The 19,524-nt window shown below is 64.6% G+C and carries 20 protein-coding genes; 17 read left to right on the forward strand and 3 right to left on the reverse strand.

Annotated elements, in window-relative coordinates:
- Window positions 1-130 precede the first annotated feature (130 nt).
- The 12 genes from IVA80_RS09110 (at window position 131) to IVA80_RS09165 (ending at window position 12,384) form a co-directional block, all read left to right on the forward strand.
- Entirely contained in the window at window positions 131-1,084 is a 954-nt protein-coding gene (locus IVA80_RS09110) for an ABC transporter permease (RefSeq protein ID WP_247428251.1), read from the forward strand.
- Between the two features lie 3 nt (window positions 1,085-1,087).
- Window positions 1,088-1,990 carry an ABC transporter permease gene (locus IVA80_RS09115; RefSeq protein WP_247428254.1) on the forward strand — a complete coding sequence of 301 codons (903 nt, stop codon included), beginning with the start codon at window positions 1,088-1,090 and terminating at the stop codon, window positions 1,988-1,990.
- 186 nt (window positions 1,991-2,176) lie between these two features.
- Window positions 2,177-3,238, forward strand: a complete 1,062-nt coding sequence (locus tag IVA80_RS09120) for an ABC transporter ATP-binding protein (RefSeq protein ID WP_247428256.1) — start codon at window positions 2,177-2,179, stop codon at window positions 3,236-3,238.
- Window positions 3,235-3,432, forward strand: coding sequence for a hypothetical protein (locus tag IVA80_RS09125; protein WP_247428258.1), 198 nt, complete (start codon window positions 3,235-3,237; stop codon window positions 3,430-3,432). The genes IVA80_RS09120 and IVA80_RS09125 overlap by 4 nt, the downstream gene beginning before the upstream one ends.
- On the forward strand, window positions 3,429-4,844 hold the full coding sequence (locus IVA80_RS09130) for an amidase (protein ID WP_247428261.1): 1,416 nt from the start codon (window positions 3,429-3,431) through the stop codon (window positions 4,842-4,844). The genes IVA80_RS09125 and IVA80_RS09130 overlap by 4 nt, the downstream gene beginning before the upstream one ends.
- A complete protein-coding gene (locus IVA80_RS09135) occupies window positions 4,841-5,818 on the forward strand; it encodes an ABC transporter ATP-binding protein (protein ID WP_247428263.1) in 978 nt (325 codons plus the stop codon). The genes IVA80_RS09130 and IVA80_RS09135 overlap by 4 nt, the downstream gene beginning before the upstream one ends.
- A gap of 139 nt (window positions 5,819-5,957) precedes the next feature.
- Window positions 5,958-6,227, forward strand: a complete 270-nt coding sequence (locus tag IVA80_RS09140; RefSeq protein WP_247428265.1) for a GlsB/YeaQ/YmgE family stress response membrane protein — start codon at window positions 5,958-5,960, stop codon at window positions 6,225-6,227.
- Window positions 6,228-6,487: 260 nt separating this feature from the next.
- Entirely contained in the window at window positions 6,488-8,236 is a 1,749-nt protein-coding gene (locus IVA80_RS09145) for a type I secretion system permease/ATPase (RefSeq protein ID WP_247428267.1), read from the forward strand.
- A complete protein-coding gene (locus IVA80_RS09150; RefSeq protein WP_247428269.1) occupies window positions 8,233-9,567 on the forward strand; it encodes an HlyD family type I secretion periplasmic adaptor subunit in 1,335 nt (444 codons plus the stop codon). The genes IVA80_RS09145 and IVA80_RS09150 overlap by 4 nt, the downstream gene beginning before the upstream one ends.
- Before the next feature lie 212 nt (window positions 9,568-9,779).
- Window positions 9,780-11,258: an AMP nucleosidase gene (locus tag IVA80_RS09155; RefSeq protein ID WP_247428273.1), complete on the forward strand. Its 1,479-nt coding sequence runs from the start codon at window positions 9,780-9,782 to the stop codon at window positions 11,256-11,258.
- Between the two features lie 143 nt (window positions 11,259-11,401).
- The gene (locus tag IVA80_RS09160) at window positions 11,402-12,004 is read left to right on the forward strand and encodes a tetratricopeptide repeat protein (RefSeq protein ID WP_247428276.1); all 603 of its coding nucleotides are present in this window, start codon (window positions 11,402-11,404) and stop codon (window positions 12,002-12,004) included.
- Window positions 12,005-12,108: 104 nt separating this feature from the next.
- Window positions 12,109-12,384 carry a DUF1488 family protein gene (locus IVA80_RS09165; protein WP_247428279.1) on the forward strand — a complete coding sequence of 92 codons (276 nt, stop codon included), beginning with the start codon at window positions 12,109-12,111 and terminating at the stop codon, window positions 12,382-12,384.
- Window positions 12,385-12,582: 198 nt separating this feature from the next.
- On the opposite strand, the gene IVA80_RS09170 is transcribed toward IVA80_RS09165, so the two are convergent.
- Window positions 12,583-13,065 carry a CinA family protein gene (locus IVA80_RS09170; RefSeq protein ID WP_247428281.1) on the reverse strand — a complete coding sequence of 161 codons (483 nt, stop codon included), beginning with the start codon at window positions 13,063-13,065 and terminating at the stop codon, window positions 12,583-12,585.
- A 170-nt stretch (window positions 13,066-13,235) separates the two neighbouring features.
- Here IVA80_RS09170 and IVA80_RS09175 point away from each other — a divergent pair, with 170 nt between their 5' ends.
- From IVA80_RS09175 to IVA80_RS09185, 3 genes are read left to right on the forward strand one after another with little or no spacing between them, the layout of a single operon-like run.
- Window positions 13,236-14,294, forward strand: a complete 1,059-nt coding sequence (locus tag IVA80_RS09175; protein WP_247428309.1) for an amidohydrolase family protein — start codon at window positions 13,236-13,238, stop codon at window positions 14,292-14,294.
- A 24-nt stretch (window positions 14,295-14,318) separates the two neighbouring features.
- On the forward strand, window positions 14,319-15,428 hold the full coding sequence (locus IVA80_RS09180) for an amidohydrolase family protein (protein WP_247428283.1): 1,110 nt from the start codon (window positions 14,319-14,321) through the stop codon (window positions 15,426-15,428).
- Window positions 15,428-15,841 (forward strand): Rieske (2Fe-2S) protein, encoded by a 414-nt coding sequence (locus IVA80_RS09185; RefSeq protein ID WP_247428285.1) that lies wholly within the window; start codon window positions 15,428-15,430, stop codon window positions 15,839-15,841. The genes IVA80_RS09180 and IVA80_RS09185 overlap by 1 nt, the downstream gene beginning before the upstream one ends.
- A 135-nt stretch (window positions 15,842-15,976) precedes the next feature.
- Here IVA80_RS09185 and IVA80_RS09190 read toward each other — a convergent pair whose 3' ends face one another.
- Window positions 15,977-17,302: an MFS transporter gene (locus IVA80_RS09190; RefSeq protein WP_247428287.1), complete on the reverse strand. Its 1,326-nt coding sequence runs from the start codon at window positions 17,300-17,302 to the stop codon at window positions 15,977-15,979.
- Window positions 17,303-17,445: 143 nt separating this feature from the next.
- Window positions 17,446-18,345, reverse strand: a complete 900-nt coding sequence (locus IVA80_RS09195) for a transcriptional regulator GcvA (RefSeq protein ID WP_247428289.1) — start codon at window positions 18,343-18,345, stop codon at window positions 17,446-17,448.
- A gap of 110 nt (window positions 18,346-18,455) precedes the next feature.
- On the opposite strand from IVA80_RS09195, the gene IVA80_RS09200 reads away from it, so the two are divergent.
- Both IVA80_RS09200 and IVA80_RS09205 read left to right on the forward strand, forming a co-directional pair.
- A complete protein-coding gene (locus tag IVA80_RS09200; protein WP_247428291.1) occupies window positions 18,456-18,659 on the forward strand; it encodes a DUF1127 domain-containing protein in 204 nt (67 codons plus the stop codon).
- Window positions 18,660-18,729: 70 nt separating this feature from the next.
- A complete protein-coding gene (locus tag IVA80_RS09205) occupies window positions 18,730-19,353 on the forward strand; it encodes a GNAT family N-acetyltransferase (RefSeq protein WP_247428293.1) in 624 nt (207 codons plus the stop codon).
- The last annotated feature ends 171 nt before the right edge of the window (window positions 19,354-19,524 follow it).

Here is a 19,524-nt window from a genome sequence, read left to right on the forward strand (position 1 = left end):
AGCCGGGTGAGGGGTCTCTCTCCGCGAGACACCCTCTCTCAGTCAACAAGACTGTAACCGCGGACAGAACCCCTCATCCGGCGCTTCGCGCCACCTTCTCCCACAAGGGGAGAAGGAAGAAAGAAGACCAGTGCTCGCCTATATCGCCAGACGCATCGTCTATGTCATCCCGATCGTCATCAGCGTCGCGCTGGTGTGCTTTCTGCTCGTGCACATCACGCCGGGCGATCCGCTGGTTGCCGTGCTGCCGGCCGACGCCTCGCAGGAGCTCGCGGCGCAGCTCCGCGCCGCCTACGGCTTCGACCGGCCGCTGCCGGTGCAGTTCGGGCTGTGGCTGCTACGTGCCCTGCATGGCGACCTCGGCAACTCCATTGCCACTGGCCGCCCTGTGCTCGCCGAGGTCATGCGCGCGGTCGGCAACACCGTCACGCTCGCGATTGCTGCCGCCATCATTGGCTTCACAATGGGCGTCCTGCTCGGCCTGATCGCCGGCTATTTCCGCGAGACCTGGATCGATAAGGTCGCGACCTCCTTCGCCATCGCCGGCGTCTCCGTGCCGCATTACTGGCTCGGCATGGTGCTCGTCATCATTTTCTCGGTCGAGCTGAACTGGCTGCCCGCCGTCGGCGCCGGGCCTGGCGGCTCCGCCGCCTGGGCCTGGGACTGGGCGCACCTGAAATATCTCGTGCTGCCGGCGATTACGACGTCGGTGATTCCGATGGGCATCGTCACCCGCACGGTGCGTGCGCTCACCGGCGACATCCTCAGCCAGGACTTCGTCGAGGCGCTGCGCGCAAAAGGCCTGCACGAAACCGGCGTGTTCCGCCACGTCATCAAGAACGCCGCGCCCACCGCGCTCGCGGTGATGGGCTTGCAGCTCGGCTATATGCTCGGCGGCTCGATCCTGATCGAGACCGTGTTCTCCTGGCCTGGCTCCGGCTTCCTGCTCAATTCGGCGATCTTCCAGCGCGACCTGCCGCTGTTGCAGGGTACGATCCTAGTGCTGGCGCTGTTCTTCGTCTTCCTCAATCTGCTGGTCGACATCGCGCAAGCCGCGATCGATCCGCGCATCAAGCGGGGCTAGCCGATGAGCGAGCTTCCGTTGTCCGTAACCAGCGATGCTGCGCTCCAGGCTGCGCCCGCGACCAGGGCGCGCGGCTATTGGGCGACCGTCGGCCGACGCATCCGGCGCGACAAGGTCAGCATGGCTTGCGCGCTGGTGCTGCTGTTGGTCTTCGTATCCGCGATCCTGGCGCCCTGGCTCGGGCTGGAGGATCCCTACAGGGGCTCGATGATCCGCCGCCTCCGCCACATCGGCACAACAGGTTATCCGCTCGGCACCGACGAGCTCGGCCGCGACATGCTGGCGCGGCTGATCTATGGCGGGCGGCTGTCGCTCCTCATCGGCATTCTGCCGGTCATCCTCGCATTCGGCATCGGCACCTCGCTCGGCCTCGTCGCCGGCTATGTCGGCGGCAAGCTCAATACCGCGATCATGCGCACGATCGACGTGTTCTACGCCTTTCCGTCCGTGCTGCTGGCGATCGCGATCTCCGGCGCGCTCGGGGCAGGCATCCTCAATTCCATCGTGTCGTTGACCGTCGTGTTTGTGCCGCAGATCACCCGCGTCGCCGAGAGCGTCACCACCGGCGTGCGCAACATGGATTTCGTCGAGGCCGCGCGCGCCTCCGGCGCCGGCCCCTTCACCATCATGCGCGTGCATATCCTCGGCAACGTGCTCGGTTCGATCTTCGTCTACGCGACCAGCTTGATCTCGGTTTCGATGATCCTTGCTGCCGGTCTCTCCTTCCTCGGCCTCGGCACCAAGCCGCCCGAGCCGGAATGGGGCCTGATGCTGAACACCTTGCGCACCGCGATCTACGTCAATCCCTGGGTCGCGGCACTGCCCGGCGCGATGATCTTCGCGGTCTCGATCTGCTTCAACCTGCTCTCGGACGGCCTGCGCAGCGCCATGGACATCAGGAACTGAGATGATGATGGAAATGCAGACTGCTGCGGCGTCCCCTGTACACCTCTCCCGAAGGGAGAGGTCGTCGGATTGCATCGCCAGATGCAATCCGGGTGAGGGGTTACGGTGCACCGAGTTTGCCGCTTCCCCTCACCCGCGCCTTCGGCGCGACCTCTCCCCGATGGGGAGAGGTGGGAGAGCGCAGCTATGAGCGAGAGCAATACGTCCATGGTCATGCTGGAGCCGATCGAAGACCGCGGCGGCGTCGCGCAGCCGCTGCTCCAGGTCAATGGGCTAACCAAGCACTTCCCCGTGCGTGGCGGGCTGTTCGCCGCGAAGCGCACCGTGCGCGCCGTCGATAACGTCTCCTTCTCTGTCGCGAAGGGCGAAACTGTCGGCATCGTCGGCGAATCCGGCTGCGGCAAGTCGACCACCGCCCGGCTGCTGATGCATCTGATGCCCCGCAACACCGGCGACATCATCTATGACGGCATGAGCGTTGGGCAGTCCTTGTCGCTGCGCGAACTGCGCCGCGGCATGCAGATGGTGTTCCAGGATTCCTACGCCTCGCTCAATCCGCGCCTCACAATCGAGGAATCAATTGCGTTCGGCCCAAAAGTCCACGGCATGGCCGATGGCGCGGCGCGCACCCTCGCACGCGAGCTGCTCGGCAAGGTCGGCCTGGTCCCTGCAAACTTCGCCAACCGCTATCCCCACGAGATCTCCGGCGGCCAGCGTCAGCGCGTCAACATCGCGCGGGCGCTGGCGCTGTCGCCGCGCCTGGTGATTCTCGATGAAGCCGTCTCGGCGCTCGACAAATCCGTCGAAGCGCAGGTGCTCAATCTGCTCGCCGATCTCAAGCGCGAGTTCGGCCTGACCTATCTCTTCATCAGCCACGACCTCAATGTCGTGCGCTACATCAGCGATCGGGTGCTGGTGATGTATCTCGGCGAGGTCGTCGAGCTCGGCCCGGTCGACCAGGTCTGGGACCGTCCGGCGCATCCCTACACGCGCGCGCTGCTGGCGGCGATGCCGTCCTCCGACCCGGATCGTCGCACCGACACGCCGCCGATCACGGGCGATCCGCCCAATCCGATCGATCCGCCCCCGGGCTGCCGCTTCCATACCCGTTGCCCGTTTGCGGAGCCGCTCTGCGCAAATGCGACACCAAAGCTCACCGCGCTCGATACAATGGGCCACGAGGCCGCGTGCTACATGGCAATTCCAGGATCAGGCCATAGCCGCGCGCCGAGGGAGGAAACCGCATGACGAGACCAACGACCAAAGAGATCAAGGCGACGGCGCAAGTCGCCGGCGTTGCCGTCGACGACGAGATCGCGACACGCATCTCCAACTCGATCGGCCCCGCCTTCGAAGGCTTTGCGGCCATCGCCGGTACGCTGCCATTCGATCTCGAGCCGGCGCTCTATGTGCTCGCGCAGACCGAGAAGGTTTCGAAATGAGCACCGAACCCGCATTGATGACGCTCACCGAGGTCGCGCGTGCGATCGCGATGAAGCAGCTGTCGTCCCATGAAGTGACGCGCGCGCTGCTGCACCGCATCGCGCAGTGGCAGCCGCATCTCAACGCCTTTATGTCCATCGAGTCGGAGGCGGCGCTGAAGGCGGCCGATGCGGCGGACGCCGAGTTGGCCAAGGGCGAGGTGCGCGGTCCATTGCATGGCGTGCCGCTTGCGCACAAGGACATGTATTACGACGCCGGCAAGGTCTCGACCTGCGGTTCGCTGATCCGCCGCGATTTCGTCGCGACCACGACCTCCACCGCCTTGCAGCGCCTGAAGGATGCCGGCCAGGTTCGCCTCGGCACGCTCCATCTGGCGGAATTCGCCTATGGCCCGACCGGCCACAACGCCCATTATGGCCCGGTCCGCAATCCCTGGAACGTCGCGCATATCACCGGCGGCTCGTCGTCGGGCTCCGGCTCGGCGGTCGCGGCACGGCTGACCTATGCGGCGCTCGGCTCCGACACCGGCGGCTCGATCCGCATGCCCGCGCATTTCTGCGGCGTCACGGGGCTGAAGACCACCGTCGGCCGCGTCAGCCGGGCCGGCGCGATGCCGCTGTCGCAATCGCTCGATACAGTCGGCCCGCTCGCCCGCACCGCCGAGGATTGCGCGCTGCTGCTGGCGCTGATGGCTGGTCCCGATCCCGCGGATTCGACCGCAAGCCACGAGCCGCTGTCGGACTATGTCGGCGCGACCAGGGGTTCCCTGAAGGGCCTCAAGATCGGCGTGCCTTCGTCCTTTTATGTCGACGATCTCGACAGCGAGGTCGCGCGCGTGCTGGACGAGACCATTGCCGTGCTCAAGCGCGAGGGCGCCGACATCGTCAAGGTCGAGCTGCCGGACCAGCGGCAATTGTCCTCGGCGAGCCAGCTCGTGCTCGCTGCTGAAGCCGCCGCCTTCCACAAGCGCTGGATGATCGAGCGCCCGCAGGATTACGGCCCGCAGGTGCTGATGCGTCTGCAGAACGGTCTCGCCGTCCCCGCCATCACCTATCTCGAAGCCATGCGCTGGCGCGGACCGGCGCTCGCCGCACATAACGCAGCGACCGCAGGTGTCGATGCGGTGATCGCGCCGGCATCGCCCGTGCCGGCGCCAACGATCGAGGAAAGCGACGTCGGCGGCGGTCCAAACGCGCCGGCGCTGTTGCAGCGGCTGACGCTGTTCACGCGTCCGGTGAATTTCCTCGGCCTGCCGTCGCTCACCGTGCCGTCCGGCTTCACCAGGAGCGGCCTGCCGATTGGCATGCAGCTGATCGGCCGTTCCTTCGATGAAGCCACCTTGCTCACCATCGGCGCCGCGTTCCAGCGCGTCACCGACTATCACGATAGATTGCCGAAACTGCCGTCATGACAAAGCTCGTCGAGATCTCAGGCCTCAACATCCGCTTCACCGGGGAGCGCACGGTCTACGCCGTGAACGATCTCAGTCTCTCGCTTGGTGACGGCGAGGTGCTGGGCCTGCTCGGCGAGTCCGGTTCTGGCAAGAGCGTGACGCTGCGTGCGCTGATGCGGCTGCTGCCGAAGAAGCGCACGCAGATTTCGGGCAAGGTCAACGTCATGGGCCGCGACGTGCTCGCCATGAACGACGAGGAGCTGTCGTCCTTCCGCGGCCAGACCGTGTCGATGATTTTTCAGGAGCCCGCGCTCGCGCTCGATCCGGTCTACACCATCGGCGCGCAGATCGCCGAGAGCGTGGTGCGCCACGAAGGCAAGAGCTACGCCGAGGGCAGGGCGCGCGCGCTGGAGATGCTCGAGGTCGTGCGCATTCCGTCCGCCAAGCGGCGGCTCGATGCCTATCCGCACGAAATGTCCGGCGGCATGCGTCAGCGCGCAATGATCGCGCTGGCGCTCGCCTGCCGTCCCAAGATTTTGCTCGCGGACGAGCCGACCACCGCGCTCGATGCCACCGTGCAGATCCAGATCCTGCTGCTGCTGCGGGAGCTTCAGCGCGAATTCGGCATGTCCGTCATCTTCGTCACCCACGACATCGGCGTCGCCATCGAGATCTGCGACCGCGTCGCGGTGATGTATGCCGGCCAGATCGTGGAGCAGGGCAGCTTGCGCGACATCGTCCGCTCGCCGGTGCACCCCTACGCCAAGGGCCTGCTCGCCTCCACCATCAACGGCGCCAAGCGGGGGCAGCGGCTCGACACTATCCCCGGCACCCCGCCATCGCTCGCCGAAAAACCCCGCAACTGCTCCTTCGCCCCTCGTTGCACGGCGTCGCAGCCGCGCTGCCTGGAGCAATTGCCTGCGAACGTGGAGGTGGGGCCCGGCAGAGCCGCGCGGTGCGTGCTCGCGGAGGCGTCCGCGGCCGTTTCGTAGGAGCGGGTCAACTCTACTTTGCATGGGGTTGTTTTCGATGTTTGTGTCGGAGCCGGGCCATCGGGAGAGGTGAAGAGCATTCACACCTCATTCATCCCGGTTCCCGTTCCATGCGGGGCATTCACGGGGAGACCCACTTATGTACATTTCCAACGAAGGTCTGCTTGTCATCCTGTTCGTCGGCCTGGTTGCCGGCTGGCTGGCCGGCAAGGTGGTGCGCGGAACCGGGTTCGGCATCATCGGCGACATCGTGATCGGCATCGCCGGCGCGCTGGTGGCGAGCTTCCTGTTTCCAAAACTCGGCATCCGTATCGGCACCGGGCTTGTGTCCGAGATCGTCTATTCCGCCATCGGCGCGGTCATCCTGCTCTTGGTGGTGCGGCTGGTGCGCGGCGGCGGCCGGTTCTAACAGTCTCTCGTTCCGGTCGATTGGAACTTCCGGCCTCTCCGCGCCTGGGGAGGCCCCGATGTCTGCTATAAAAAGCCGCAAAGACTGTGAAATACCGGACTTGCGTGCGGGGCCATCAAGGGTAGATGTGGTCCATCGGGGCCTGGATTAATTCGGCTGCGCTCTTCGCAGTGGGAATACCATGTTAATCCGGATCGAGTACCGCTTAAACCGGCTTTGAAATCAGGGGCTTTGCCCCTTACTCGAAAGAGATCAGACTGATGGCAGCCGGTCCTGGCGTCCGCCGTTCAGAGCTCGGTGACGCCTTGCGCGCCTGTCGCACGGCGTTCGTCGGCGTCGGCTTGATGAGCTGCATGATCAACCTGCTCTATCTGACCGGGTCGATCTTCATGCTGGAGGTCTACGACCGGGTGCTGCCGAGCCGCAGCGTTCCGACTCTCGTCGGCCTGATCGTCCTCGCCAGCTTCCTTTATATGGCGCAGGGGGTGCTCGACATGATCCGCAACCGGATCCTGGGGCGGATCGGCACGGCGCTCGATGAAGCCCTCAACAAGCGCGTGTTCGACACCGTCGTGCGCCTGCCGCTTCTGGTCGGCAGCCGCAACGAGGGCCTGCAGCCGCTGCGCGACCTTGACAATGTCCGGTCCTTCCTCGGTGGCATGGGCCCGAGCGCGTTCTTCGACTTGCCCTGGCTGCCGCTCTACCTCGCCATCTGCTTCGCCTTCCATGTCATGATCGGCGTGACCGCTTTGGTCGGCGCCGTGATCCTGGTCGGGCTGACCATGGTCACCGAGTTCCTGTCCCGCCAGCCGGCGCGCGAGGCGATGGGCCTTGCCGCCCAGCGCAACGATCTCGCCGCCTCCAGCCGGCGCAACGCCGAAGTCATGGTGTCGATGGGCATGACCGGGCGGATGAACCAGCGCTGGAGCGAGGCCAACGAAAAGTACCTCGACGGCAACCAACGTGCGAGCGACGTCGCCGGCGGTCTCGGCGCAGTCGCAAAAGTGCTGCGCATGATGCTGCAATCGGCCGTGCTCGCGGTCGGCGCCTATCTCGTCATCCACCAGGAAGCGACCGCCGGCATCATCATCGCCGGCTCGATCCTCTCCGCCCGCGCGCTGGCGCCGGTCGATCTCGCCATCGCGCACTGGAAGTCCTTTGTCGCGGCGCGTCAGAGCTGGCAGCGCCTCACACGCTTGCTGGAGCAGATGCCGGCGCAGACGATGCCGACCCAGTTGCAGGCGCCGACCAGCCGGCTCTCGGTCGAAGGCATCGCTATGGTGCCGCCGGGCGATCAGCGCCTCATCGTGCAGGACGTCACCTTCGCGCTCGAAGCCGGCAACGGCCTCGGCGTGATCGGGCCGAGCGGCTCCGGCAAGTCGTCGCTGATCCGCGCGCTGGTCGGCGTCTGGCAGCCGGTGCGCGGCAAGGTGCGGCTCGACGGCGCGGCGCTCGACCAGTGGTCGTCCGACATGCTCGGCCGCCACATCGGCTATCTGCCGCAGGACGTCGAATTGTTCGGCGGCACCATCGCGCAGAACATCAGCCGTTTTGATCCTGAAGCCACCTCCGACGGCATCATCACCGCCGCCAAGGAGGCCGGCGTGCACGAGATGATCATCAAGATGCGCGAGGGCTACAACACCCAGGTCGGCGAGCAGGGCACCTCGCTCTCCGCAGGTCAGGCGCAACGCGTGGCGCTGGCGCGCGCGCTCTACGGCAATCCGTTCCTGATCGTGCTCGACGAGCCCAATTCCAATCTCGATACTGAAGGCGACGAGGCGCTGACCCGTGCCATCCGTTCCGCGCGCGAGCGTGGAGCCATCGTCATCGTGGTGGCGCACCGGCCGATCGGCGTCGAGGCGGTCGACCAGGTCCTGGTGCTGCGCGACGGCCGCATGCAAGCCTTCGGGCCGAAGGAGCAGGTGCTCGCCCAGGTGCTCCAGCCGCGCGTCGCGCCGCCGGCGCCGATCAAGATCGTCAGTGAAGGCGGAGTGCCGAAGTCATGAGCACGATGGCGATCGGCGGCCAAAAGCCCGCCGCGAAGAGGACCGTGCGGCAGTCGATCCAGTTTCACCTGATGCTCGGGCTTGGGATCGTGCTGGTCCTCCTGGTTGGCTTCGGCGGCTGGGCGTCGACCGTGCAAATCTCGGGTGCGTTGATCGCGCCGGGCCAGATCGTGGTCGAATCCAACGTCAAGAAGGTGCAGCATCCGACCGGCGGCGTGGTCGGCGAGCTGCGCGCCCGCGACGGCGACGTGGTCAAGGCCGGCGATGTCGTGGTGCGGCTCGACGACACCGTCACCAAGGCCAACCTCGCCATCGTGACCAAGAATCTCGACGCGGCGTTAGCACGCGCGGCGCGGCTCCAGGCCGAGCAGCGCGGGATCGACAAGATCGACTTCTCGCAATCGCAGCTCGATCGCGGCAATGATCCGGACGTCAAGGCGCTGCTCTCCGCCGAAACCAAGCTGTTCGACGTCCGCGTCAACGGCCGCGCCGGTCAGAAGGCGCAGCTGCGCGAGCGCATCCAGCAGCTCAACGAGGAGATCGAGGGTCTCTCCGCGCAGGAGAGAGCCAAGGACAGGGAAATCTCCCTGGTGCAGCAGGAGCTCATCGGCGTGCGCGATCTCTACGAGAAGCACCTGGTGCAGATATCCCGCCTGACCACGCTCGAGCGCGACAGCGCCCGCCTCAACGGTGAGCGCGCGCAGTACGTCGCCTCGCGGGCGCAGGCCAAGGGCAAGATCACCGAGACCGAGCTCCAGATCATCCAGGTCGATAAGGACATGGTCAGCGAGGTTTCCAAGGATCTGCGCGAGACCAACGACAAGATCGGCGAAATGATCGAGCGCAAGGTCGCGGCCGAGGATCAGCTTCGCCGCGTCGACATCCGCGCACCGCAGGACGGCATGGTGCTGCAATCGACCGTGCACACGGTCGGCGGCGTCGTTACCGCGGGCGACGCCCTCATGCTGATCGTGCCGCAGGCCGACGATCTCCAGGTCGAGGCCAAGGTCAATCCTGTCGATATCGACAAGCTCCAGATCGGCCAGAAGACGTTGCTGCGCCTCTCCGCCTTCAACCAGCGCACCACGCCGGAGCTCAACGGCGTCGTCAGCCGCGTCTCGCCCGACGTCACAACCGACCAGCGCACCGGCCAGAGCTATTACACCATCCGTGTCTCGCTGCCCGCGGCAGAGATCGCCCGCCTCGGCGACTCCAGGATAATCCCCGGCATGCCGGTGGAAGCCTTCGTCCAGACCGGCGACCGCACCATGCTGTCTTACCTGATGAAGCCGCTGCACGACCAGTTCATGCGCGCTTTCCGGGAGAAGTGACGCGCGAGCGCGCGTCATCCCGGAGCGCGCTCAACGCGCATCCGGGATCTTGAGTGGCAAGCTCGATCTCGTAGGGTGGGCAAAGGCGCAAAGCGCCGTGCCCACCGGGCTTCGTGCGGTGGTCAAGATGGTGGGCACGCTTCGCTTTGCCCACCCTACGCTTCCCGGTCTTTGCTATAGTTCGCTCAGCCCCAGCAACTCGGCGTCGAACAATGCAAGACATCCAATCTCCACCGCGCATCGCCACCGAAGCCTTCTCCGACGCGGCCGCCGCCGTCGCACGCCTCGAAGAGATTTACGAGCACAACACCAAATTCCTGCGCGACCGGTTCGAGGCTTACGTCAACGGCGAGGCGGTCACGACGCGGGCGCGGGCCTATTACCCTTTCGTCCGCGTCACCACCGCGACGTATGCGCGGCTGGACTCGCGTCTCGCCTATGGCTTCGTCGCCCGGCCGGGCGTGCATGAAACCAGCGTGACACGGCCAGACCTGTTCCGGGCCTATCTCACGGAGCAGATCGGATTGTTAATCCAGAACCACGGCGTGCCGGTCGAAGTTGGCGAATCCAGCGAGCCGATTCCCGTTCACTTTGCCTATCGCCGCGACATCAACATCGAAGCCGCAATCACCACCAGCGAGAATTCCCCTGTGGTGCGATCGCTGCGCGACGCGTTCGACGTGCCTGATCTCGCCACCATGGACGATGCGATCGCCGACGGCACCTTCGAACTTCAGCCGGGCGCGCCCGAGCCGCTGTCCCTGTTTCGTGCCGCCCGGGTCGATTACTCGCTGCGCCGGCTCTATCACTACACCGGCACCGACCCCGAGCATTTCCAGAATTTCGTGATCTTCACCAATTACCAATTCTACGTCGACGCGTTCGCGCAGCTCTGCCAGCAGCGGCTCCAGTCCGGCGAGGCCGGCCTCGAAGCCTTCGTCGCGCCCGGCAATTTGATCACGTGCAGCGGCGGCGCAACGAGCGGGGTGGCGCCCGCGCGCGCGCCGCAGATGCCGGCCTTCCATCTGGTCGCGCCCGACTATCGCGGCATCACTCTGATCAATATCGGCACCGGCCCCTCGAACGCGCGCAACGTCACCGACCACGTCGCGGTGTTGCGTCCGCATGCCTGGCTGATGCTCGGCCATTGCGCCGGTCTGCGCAACACGCAGCGGCTCGGCGATTACGTGCTTGCCCATGGCTATGTGCGAGAGGATCACGTGCTCGACCGCGAGTTGCCGCTCTGGGTGCCGATCCCGGCACTGGCCGAGATGCAGGTCGCACTCGAAGAGGCGGTCGAGGACGTCACGGGACTCGAAGGCTTCGAGTTGAAGCGCCTGATGCGCACCGGCACGGTCGCAAGCGTCGACAACCGCAACTGGGAGATCTCGGGGCCTGAGGTGATCCGCCGCATGTCGCAGTCGCGCGCGGTCGCGCTCGACATGGAATCGGCCGCGATCGCCGCCAATGGCTACCGCTTCCGCGTTCCCTACGGCACGCTGCTGTGCGTCTCGGACAAGCCGCTTCATGGCGAGATCAAGCTCGCGGGAATGGCCAGTGAATTCTACCGCCGCCGCGTCGGCCAGCATCTCGAGATCGGGCTGAAGGCGCTGGAGCGGCTCAAGCAACAGGAATCGGAACGGCTGCATTCGCGAAAGCTCCGCAGTTTCGCCGAAGTCGCGTTCCAGTAACGCGCTCACCTTCCGCTACTGAAGGACAGGAGAACTGTCGTACGAAGGTTGACGTCCCCGCTAGCCCCGCGTCACGGAATATCGAAGCCAACGCAGGGTTATCGCGTTGTGCGGGGCTACTTGGATTGAGACGGGAGACAGACATGATCGAGACGATGATCAGGTTCGTTACTCTGGGAACGTTTGCGGCGCTGCTGGCTTCCCCGGCGTACGCCGCGGGAGGTGGGGGCGGCGGTGGTGGTGGCGGAGGCAGCGATCCGTATGGGAGCGCCTATTCAACTCCGAGCACCGCACAACCGACCTACCCGAAGCGCTCGGGAACAAAAGCCACGCACAAGAACAAAAAACCCAACAACCAGTCCGGCGTTGGTGATCCGGCGTTCGCAGTCGGGTATCGCGCCGCCTACGACACCATCTACGAGCGTAACGACTATGCGGCCGCGATCGAGCAGTTGAAGTCGCTCGGCCATGACGATCCGAACGTCGCTAACCTCATCGGCTACTCCTATCGCAAGCTCGGCGACTACGAGCAATCGCAGCTCTGGTACGAGCGTGCGCTGAAGGCCGATCCAAACCACGTGCTGACCTGGCAGTATTATGGACTGTGGCAGCTCGAACGAGGCAACCGTGAGCAGGCGCTCTATCATCTGAACCGGATTGCCGCCATCTGCGGGACGGATTGCGAGGAATACAAATCGCTGGCCGCTGCGCTGGAGAAGCCGACCGGCACTGCGCTCGTGTACTGACGGCGCACGGTGGGTTAGGCGCGAAGCGCAACTCGCCGACGCATGGTGACAAGGCGTCAGATTTTCAGCATTGTCCCATTCGGGGGTGCGAACGGGACAATTGGATGCCGCTGACGCGCGACAGGATCATCGGCCATGACCTCGAACGGCTGGCCTTTCGCTTCACGATGATGAATGACGGCGACATCGTGCATTGCCAGATCAGCGATGCCGCGATGGACGAGCTTGCTGGCATGCAGGGCACCGAAAGCAGCGCGCGACAGGCACAGTTCGTGTCCCTGCGCGAAACCATCGAGCGAATCGCCTCAGACCTCTATGACCAGGCGCCGCGGGTCCAGGGCTATGTGGTGCGGATTTTCATGAGGCATCTGGAGCGGTGACGTCGATCATCGCCGCGAGCACAAATCTCTCACCGTCACCCTGAGGTGGCCGCTTCTTCAGCGGCCCTCGAAGGGCGACGGCCCGGCTGCATCTCGGCCGTTCATCCTTCGAGGCTCCCCACGTGGCGCGTTGCGCCCCGTGACTCGCACCTCAGCATGACGGTACAAAAAGCGTGACGGTTGCCGGCGTCGGAAATCTCACCCCTCCAGCCTCTTCAGCAACAATCTCAGCGCCGTCGCCGCGAACGTCTGCATGTTGGCGAACCGGTCGCCGCTCGCCGTCTCCAGCGTGATCACCTCCGCCGCAGATCCCGCCACGGCCATGCAGCTGTGGCCGGCGGCGTCGCCGTAGCGGTTGCCGGTGGGGCCGGCTGCGCCGGTTTCGGACAGGCCCCAGTCGGAGCCGAAGCGGCTGCGCATCTGTTCGGCGAGGAGTCTCGCATAGGGCTCCGAGGAGGAGCGAAAGCCCTTCATTCCGTCGTCCGAAATATCCATCAGCACACGCCTGGCGTCGCGGGTGTAGACCACGGCGCCGCCGAGGAAGTAGGCGGAGGCGCCGGGCACCGCGAGCAGGCTGGCCGAGATCAGGCCGCCGGTCGAGGATTCAGCCACAGCGATCGTCTGGTTGCGCGCGATCAGTCGGGCCGCGACCTGTTCCGCAATGCCGATGAGCTCTTTCATCCCTTTAAACCTTCTCATTCCTCGCAACGGAGCTGTGCCTTCTTAGCATATGCTAGCCGTCTTGGCCGAGTTGCGGGCGACGGGCAGGCCTGCTTGAATGGCGGACCGCAAGCGGAGCGGCCAAGCGCCGTCCGTAAGAAGACGTGATGAGGAAACGTGAAGGAGACGTCATGGCGTTCCTGATCGCCGGCGGGGTGGATTGCGACGTGCATCCGGCCGTGCCGCATCTGACCAGTCTGCTGCCGTACCTGAACGACTATTGGCGCGATCAGGTGACGACGCGCGGCATGGTCGATCTCATCTCGCAATCCTATCCGCAGAACTCGCCGATCGTGGCGCGTCCCGATTGGCGACCCGAAACCGGCAAGCCCGGCGAAAGCCTGGGGGACATGCAGCGCCATCTGCTCGATCCCTTCCAGCTCACGCACGCCATCTGCAATCCACTCTACGGCGTGCAGATGGTGTTTTCGGAAGATCTGCAGGCCGCGTTCTGCCGCGCGCTGAACGAGTGGCTCGTGAAGGAATGGCTCGATCGCGATCAGCGGCTGCGCGGCTCGATCGTGATCCCGACGCAAAGCGTTGAAAAGGCCGTCGCCGAGATCGAGCGCTGCGCACAGGATCGACGCTTCGTGCAGGTGCTGATGCTGGTGATGGGCGACACGCCGCTCGGCAAGCGCGCGTGGTGGCCCATCTATGAGATGGCGGAACGGCTCGACCTGCCGGTCGGGATTCATGCCGGTTCTGCCTATCACAATCCGCCGACTGCGGTGGGGTGGGGTTCCTACCACATCGAGGATTATGTCGGTCAGGCCCAGGCGTTCCAGACCCAGCTCACCAGCCTGATCGTCGAGGGCGTGTTCGCCAAATATCCGCGCCTGAGAATGGTGATGCTGGAATCCGGCGTCTCCTGGATCTCCCCCTTTCTCTGGCGTCTGCACAAGTTCTGGCGCGGGGTGCGGATGGAAACGCCCTGGGTCGATCGCGCGCCGCTGGACATTGTGCGCAGCAACATCCGTTTCTCGTTACAGCCATTTGATGCGCCCCCGGAACCTGAGACATTAATTCGCCTGTTTGATCATATGCAGTCGGACGAATTGGTCCTATTCTCCACGGACTATCCGCACTGGCAGTTCGACGGCCAGGACGCGCTGCCCGAAGGTCTCACCCCCGATCTCGTGCGCAAGATCATGATCGATAATCCGCATGCAACCTATCCCCGCCTGACTTAGCCCGCTGCCAAAGGAGGCAAGGCGATGAATCTTCACTTCCGCGAGAGCACCGAAGCCGCTTCCCCCCTGACCGCCAAAACCGCGATCGTGGACTGCGACATCCATCCGGCACGCGCCACCCCCACCGAGCTCTATCCCTATCTGGCCAAGCGCTGGCAGCATCATCTCGAAATCTACGGCGTGCATGCCTATCAGGGCATGATGGAAGGGCCGCCCTATCCGAAGGCCCAGCCCAACGCCTCGCGCCGCGACGCCTATCCGCCGGAAGGCGGGCCGCAGGGCTCTTCGCTCGCTTTCATGCAGAAGCAGCTGCTCGATCCCAACAACGTGCAACTCGGCGTGCTCAATCCGCTCAACACCGGGCAAGGCATCCGCAATCACGAGCTCTCGGCGGCGCTGTGCTCGGCGATCAACGATTGGCAGATCGACAAATGGACCTCCAAGGACAAGCGGCTCAAGGCCTCGATCGTCGTCGGCAATGAGGACGGCTTGTCGGCCGCCGCGGAAATCCGCGAGCGCGCCGGCGACAAGAATTTCGTTCAGGTGCTCCTGCTCAGCCGTAACGTCGAGCCGCTCGGCCAACGCCGTTACTGGCCGATCTATCAGGCTGCGGAAGAAGCCGGTCTGCCGGTCGGCGTCCACGCCTTCGGCTTCGGCGGCAACCCGATCACGCCGTCGGGCTGGCCTTCCTATTACATCGAGGAGATGGTCGGCCATTCGCAGTGCCAGCAGTCGGCGCTTGCGAGTATCGTGTTAGAGGGTGTGTTCGAGCGTTTCCCGAAATTGAAGATGGTGATGATCGAGGCCGGCTTCGGCTGGGCCCCGTCGCTCGCCTGGCGGCTCGACAAGGTCTGGCAGCGGCTGCGCAGCGAAGTGCCGCATGTGAAGCGGCCCCCCTCGGAATATATCCGCGAGCAGGTGTGGTGGACCACGCAGCCGATGGAGGATCCGGAGCGGCGCGAGGACCTGTTCGACGTCATCAAATGGATCGGTTGGGACCGTCTGCTGTTCGCGACCGACTATCCGCATTGGGACTATGACGAGCCGTCGCGCGTGCTGCCGGCGGGCGTGAGCGAGGCCAATCGCGAGGCGTTCTATCTCGGCAATGCTCGGAAGCTGTACGGCATTTCCTGATGGCAAGACATGTCATTGCACCGGTGGATGAGCTTCCGCCGGGCACGCGAAAATTTCTCGAAATCGACGGACGGCCGATCGCGGTCTTCAACATCAAGGGCGAGTATTTCGGCCTGATGAACCGCTGCCCGCATCAGGGCGCGGCGCTGTGCGAGGGCCCGCTGATCGGGCTGGCGCAATCAAGCAGTCCCGGCGAGATCGAGTACACCAGGCTCGGCGAGATCATCCGCTGCCCCTGGCACGGCTGGGAGTTCGACATCCGCACCGGCCAGTCCTATTGCGACCCCCGCCGCTTCCGCGTGAAGGCCTATGCGGCGCATGTCGAGCCGGGTGCGAGCGTGGTGAAGGGGCCGTATGTCGCCGAGACGATCCCGGTGAAGGTCGAGAGCGATTACGTGGTCGTCGAACTGTAGCCCTCACTGTCATTCCGGGGCAGCCTGCAGGGCTGAACTCTGATGCGCAATTGCGCATCAGAGAATCCATCGTGCCACAGGAATGCTAGGAGAAATGGATTCCGGGTTCGCGCTATGCGCGTCCCGGAATGACCATCAATGTCCCGCGACTGGCTCCGCCACCGCATCATACGTCGTCACCGCCTTGCCCCCGCTGCGATAGACGACGGACGCCGCGATGATACCGAGGATGGCCGCGAGCATCAGCCAGTAGCCGGGCGAGGCCTTGTCGCCGGTGTGCTCGATCAGCAATGTCGAGGCGAACGGCGTGAAGGTGCCGAACAGGGCGGCCGCGAGTGCGAAGGCCAGCGAGAAGCAGGTGGTGCGCACATGCGCCGGCACGATCTCGACGAGCGCACCGAGCATGGTGCCGCTGTAGACGCCGAAATAGAACGAGAGCATCATCTCGACCGCAAGCAGCTTGCCGAAGGTCGGTGCCGCCACCAGCCAGTGCAGCGCCGGATAGGCGGTCACCAGCGCGAGGCACGCGATGGTGAGCAGCACCGGCTTGCGCCCGATGCGGTCGGACACCGCGCCGCCGACCGGATTCCAGAAGAAGTTGGTCACGGCGACGAGCAGCGTCACCAGCAGCGCATCCTGCGATGAGAGCTTCAGCACGGTCTTGCCGAAAGTTGGCGTGTAGACGGTGACGAAGTAAAACGTCGTCGTGGTCAGGATCGCGATCATCATGCCGAGCAGGACGATACGCCAGTTGGCGAGCGCGGAGGCGAACACTTCGCTGGCGGTCGGATGCTTCTTCATCGCGAGGAAGGCCGGGGTCTCTTCGAGCGTCCGCCGCAGCATGAAGATCAGAGGAATGATCAGGCAGCCGACAAAGAAGGGAATGCGCCAGCCCCAGGCGGCAACGGTGTCGGCCGGCATGACCTCGGACAGGATGAAGCCGAGGATCGAGGCCACGAAGATCGCGACCTGCTGGCTCGACGACTGGAACGAAGTGTAGAAGCCGCGATTGCCGGGCGTCGAGATTTCCGCAAGATACACCGAGACGCCGCCGAGCTCGACGCCGGCGGAGAATCCTTGCAGCAGCCGGCCGAGCAGCACGATGATCGGCGCTGCGATGCCGATGGTCGCATGGGTCGGGCAGAACGCGATCACGACAGTGCCGATGGCCATGATCGCCAGCGTCACGATCAGGCCCTTGCGGCGACCGATGCGGTCGATATACGCGCCGAGCACGATCGCGCCGACGGGGCGCATCAAGGCGCCGAGCCAGAACACGCCGAAGGTGTTGAGCAGCGACGCGGTCTCGTCGGAGGAGGGAAAGAACGCCTTGCCGATGGCGGCGGCATAGAAGCCGAACAGGAAGAAATCGAACTGCTCGAGAAAATTGCCGGATGTGGCGCGCAGGATCGCGCCGATACGCGACTTGATCTCGGGCGGATTGGTTGCTGGTCCAGCCATGACGTGACTCCCCTGGAAGGCGTGGCCGGACCGGAACTCATTTCACGGCAAGGCGACAGATTGATGCTGCGACAATCTGTCATACCCCTTCTCGCGCGGGGCGTGGCGAGTCAACCGATTTTGCCGCGGAAGCTGATGATTTTTCAGACTTTATTTTGCGCTGCAGCGACCACCCATTGGCGGAACGCGGCCAGCTTTGGCGCTTCGCGCCGGCCCTCCGGTGCGACCACGTAAAAGCCGGCGTCAGCCGGCAGCGCGATTTTGAAGGGGACCACGAGACGCCCCTTGGCGATATCGTCCTGGACGTAGGAGGTCCGTCCCATCGCCACGCCGATGCCGTCGATCGCGGCCTGGATGGTCATGAAGATCATGTCGAACGTGATGCCGGGCTGCCTCGCGATGTCGACCGGCAGGCCCGCCGCCGTCAGCCACAGCCGCCAATCGTCGCTGTTGGCATTCGACGTGTGCAGCAGCGGATGGTCTCGCAGATCCTCGGGCCGGCGCAGCGGCTTGTCACCACGCAGCAGTGACGGGCTGCACACCGGAAACAGCTCGTCCGCCATCAGCCAGTCGGCGCGCAGGCCCGGCCACTGGCCGCGGCCGTAGCGGATTGCAGCATCGACATTGTCGCGCTGGAAATCGACCAGGCTGGTCGAAGTGGTGATGCGGACGTCGATCCCGGGATGCTGCTCCTGGAAATCGGTCAACCGCGGCAGCAGCCATTTCGCGGCGAGCGAGGCCAGCGTCGAGACGGTCAGCACCTTGTCGTCGTCCTTGCGCCGTAGCCGGTCGGTGGCGAGGCGGAGATCGTTGAAGGCGGCGCGGACGCCCGGCAGGTAGTCGCGGGCCTCCGGCGTCAGTGCCAGCGCACGGTTCTGACGGACGAACAGGCGGATACCGAGCTCCTCCTCGAGCCGCCGGATCTGATGGCTGATCGCAGTCTGGGTCACGTTCAGCTCAGAAGCTGCCAGCGTGAAGCTGAGATGGCGCGCGGCAGCCTCAAAGGCCCGCAATCCGTTCAGGGAGGGCAATCTGGCAGTCATCTGGCAGCAGGATACATGATCTTATTTCATGCGAGATGGTACAAATTGTCGTTTGTCGCAGCGCCGGAGGCGACAGATATTAGCGGCGAAGCTAGCTCAAGGAGCTAAAAATGTCTACTTTGACTCAGAATTCGATGACAAATCATCATGCGGCAGGTCTGATCCACCAGATCGGCGAGACGCTCCATGTCTGGCATGAGCGTTACCGGACCCGGCGTGAGCTGACCCAGTGGACCGCCCGCGATCTCCACGACGTCGGCCTGTCCTGGACCGACATCGCCTATGAGGCCGACAAACCCTTCTGGCGGGCCTGATGGGCCGCCAGGCCGGCGCCGCCTGATCACAGGGGCGCCGGCGGTTTCCTTTTCCCGTGGGGCATGTGTCATGAGCACTCTTCGCCTGGAAGATTTGAAGCAATATTCGGATGTCCTGCGCACCCGGCAGGGCGTTGCGCTCAACGTTCGCTTCGTCGAGCCGCGCGACACCGACGAGATTCAGCATTACTTCCGCTCGCTCTCGACGCGCTCCCGCTACAACCGCTTCTTCGGCGCCATCAGCGAGTTGCCAAAGGGCCTGCTGCACGATTTCCTTCAGGTCGGAGATCGCGAGCGCTTCACGGTGGTGGCGACCATCATGGTCGACGGCTTCGAGACTATCGTCGGCGAAGCGCGCTACGCCTTGCATGCCGAAAGCGCGACACTCGAATTCGGCCTGTCGGTCGACGACCGCTGGCAGGGCTACGGCATCGCCACTGCGCTCCTGAAGAATCTGGAATGCCGCGCGGCCGCGCTCGGCGCCGAGCACATCTTTGGCGATACGCTGCGCTCCAACGAGACCATGATTTCGCTCGCCCGCAAATCCGGATTCGCTTTCGTCAATCATCCGGACGACTGGAAGCTGGTGCGCTTCGACAAGGAGATCGCGGTCGCGCCGAAAGACATTCCCTGCGCGAGTTGGCGCCTCGCCGCCCTTTCCCGTCAGGCCGACAGCCCCTCAGCCTCGGCCTGACGCCACTCCGAGCTCGGCTCAGGTCAAACCAGAGCCGGGCTTCTTTTACTCTTCGTAGCCCGGATTTCGCTGCGAGACTGGGCAAGATTCTTATAGCGAAGGAAGGTACGATTCGGCATGACGAATCGTACCTTCAAGACCGGTGTCAGCCGGGATCAGCCGAGCTTTCTG

Origin of the sequence: Bradyrhizobium sp. 139 (assembly GCF_023074175.1) — a bacterium.
Lineage (GTDB): Bacteria > Pseudomonadota > Alphaproteobacteria > Rhizobiales > Xanthobacteraceae > Bradyrhizobium.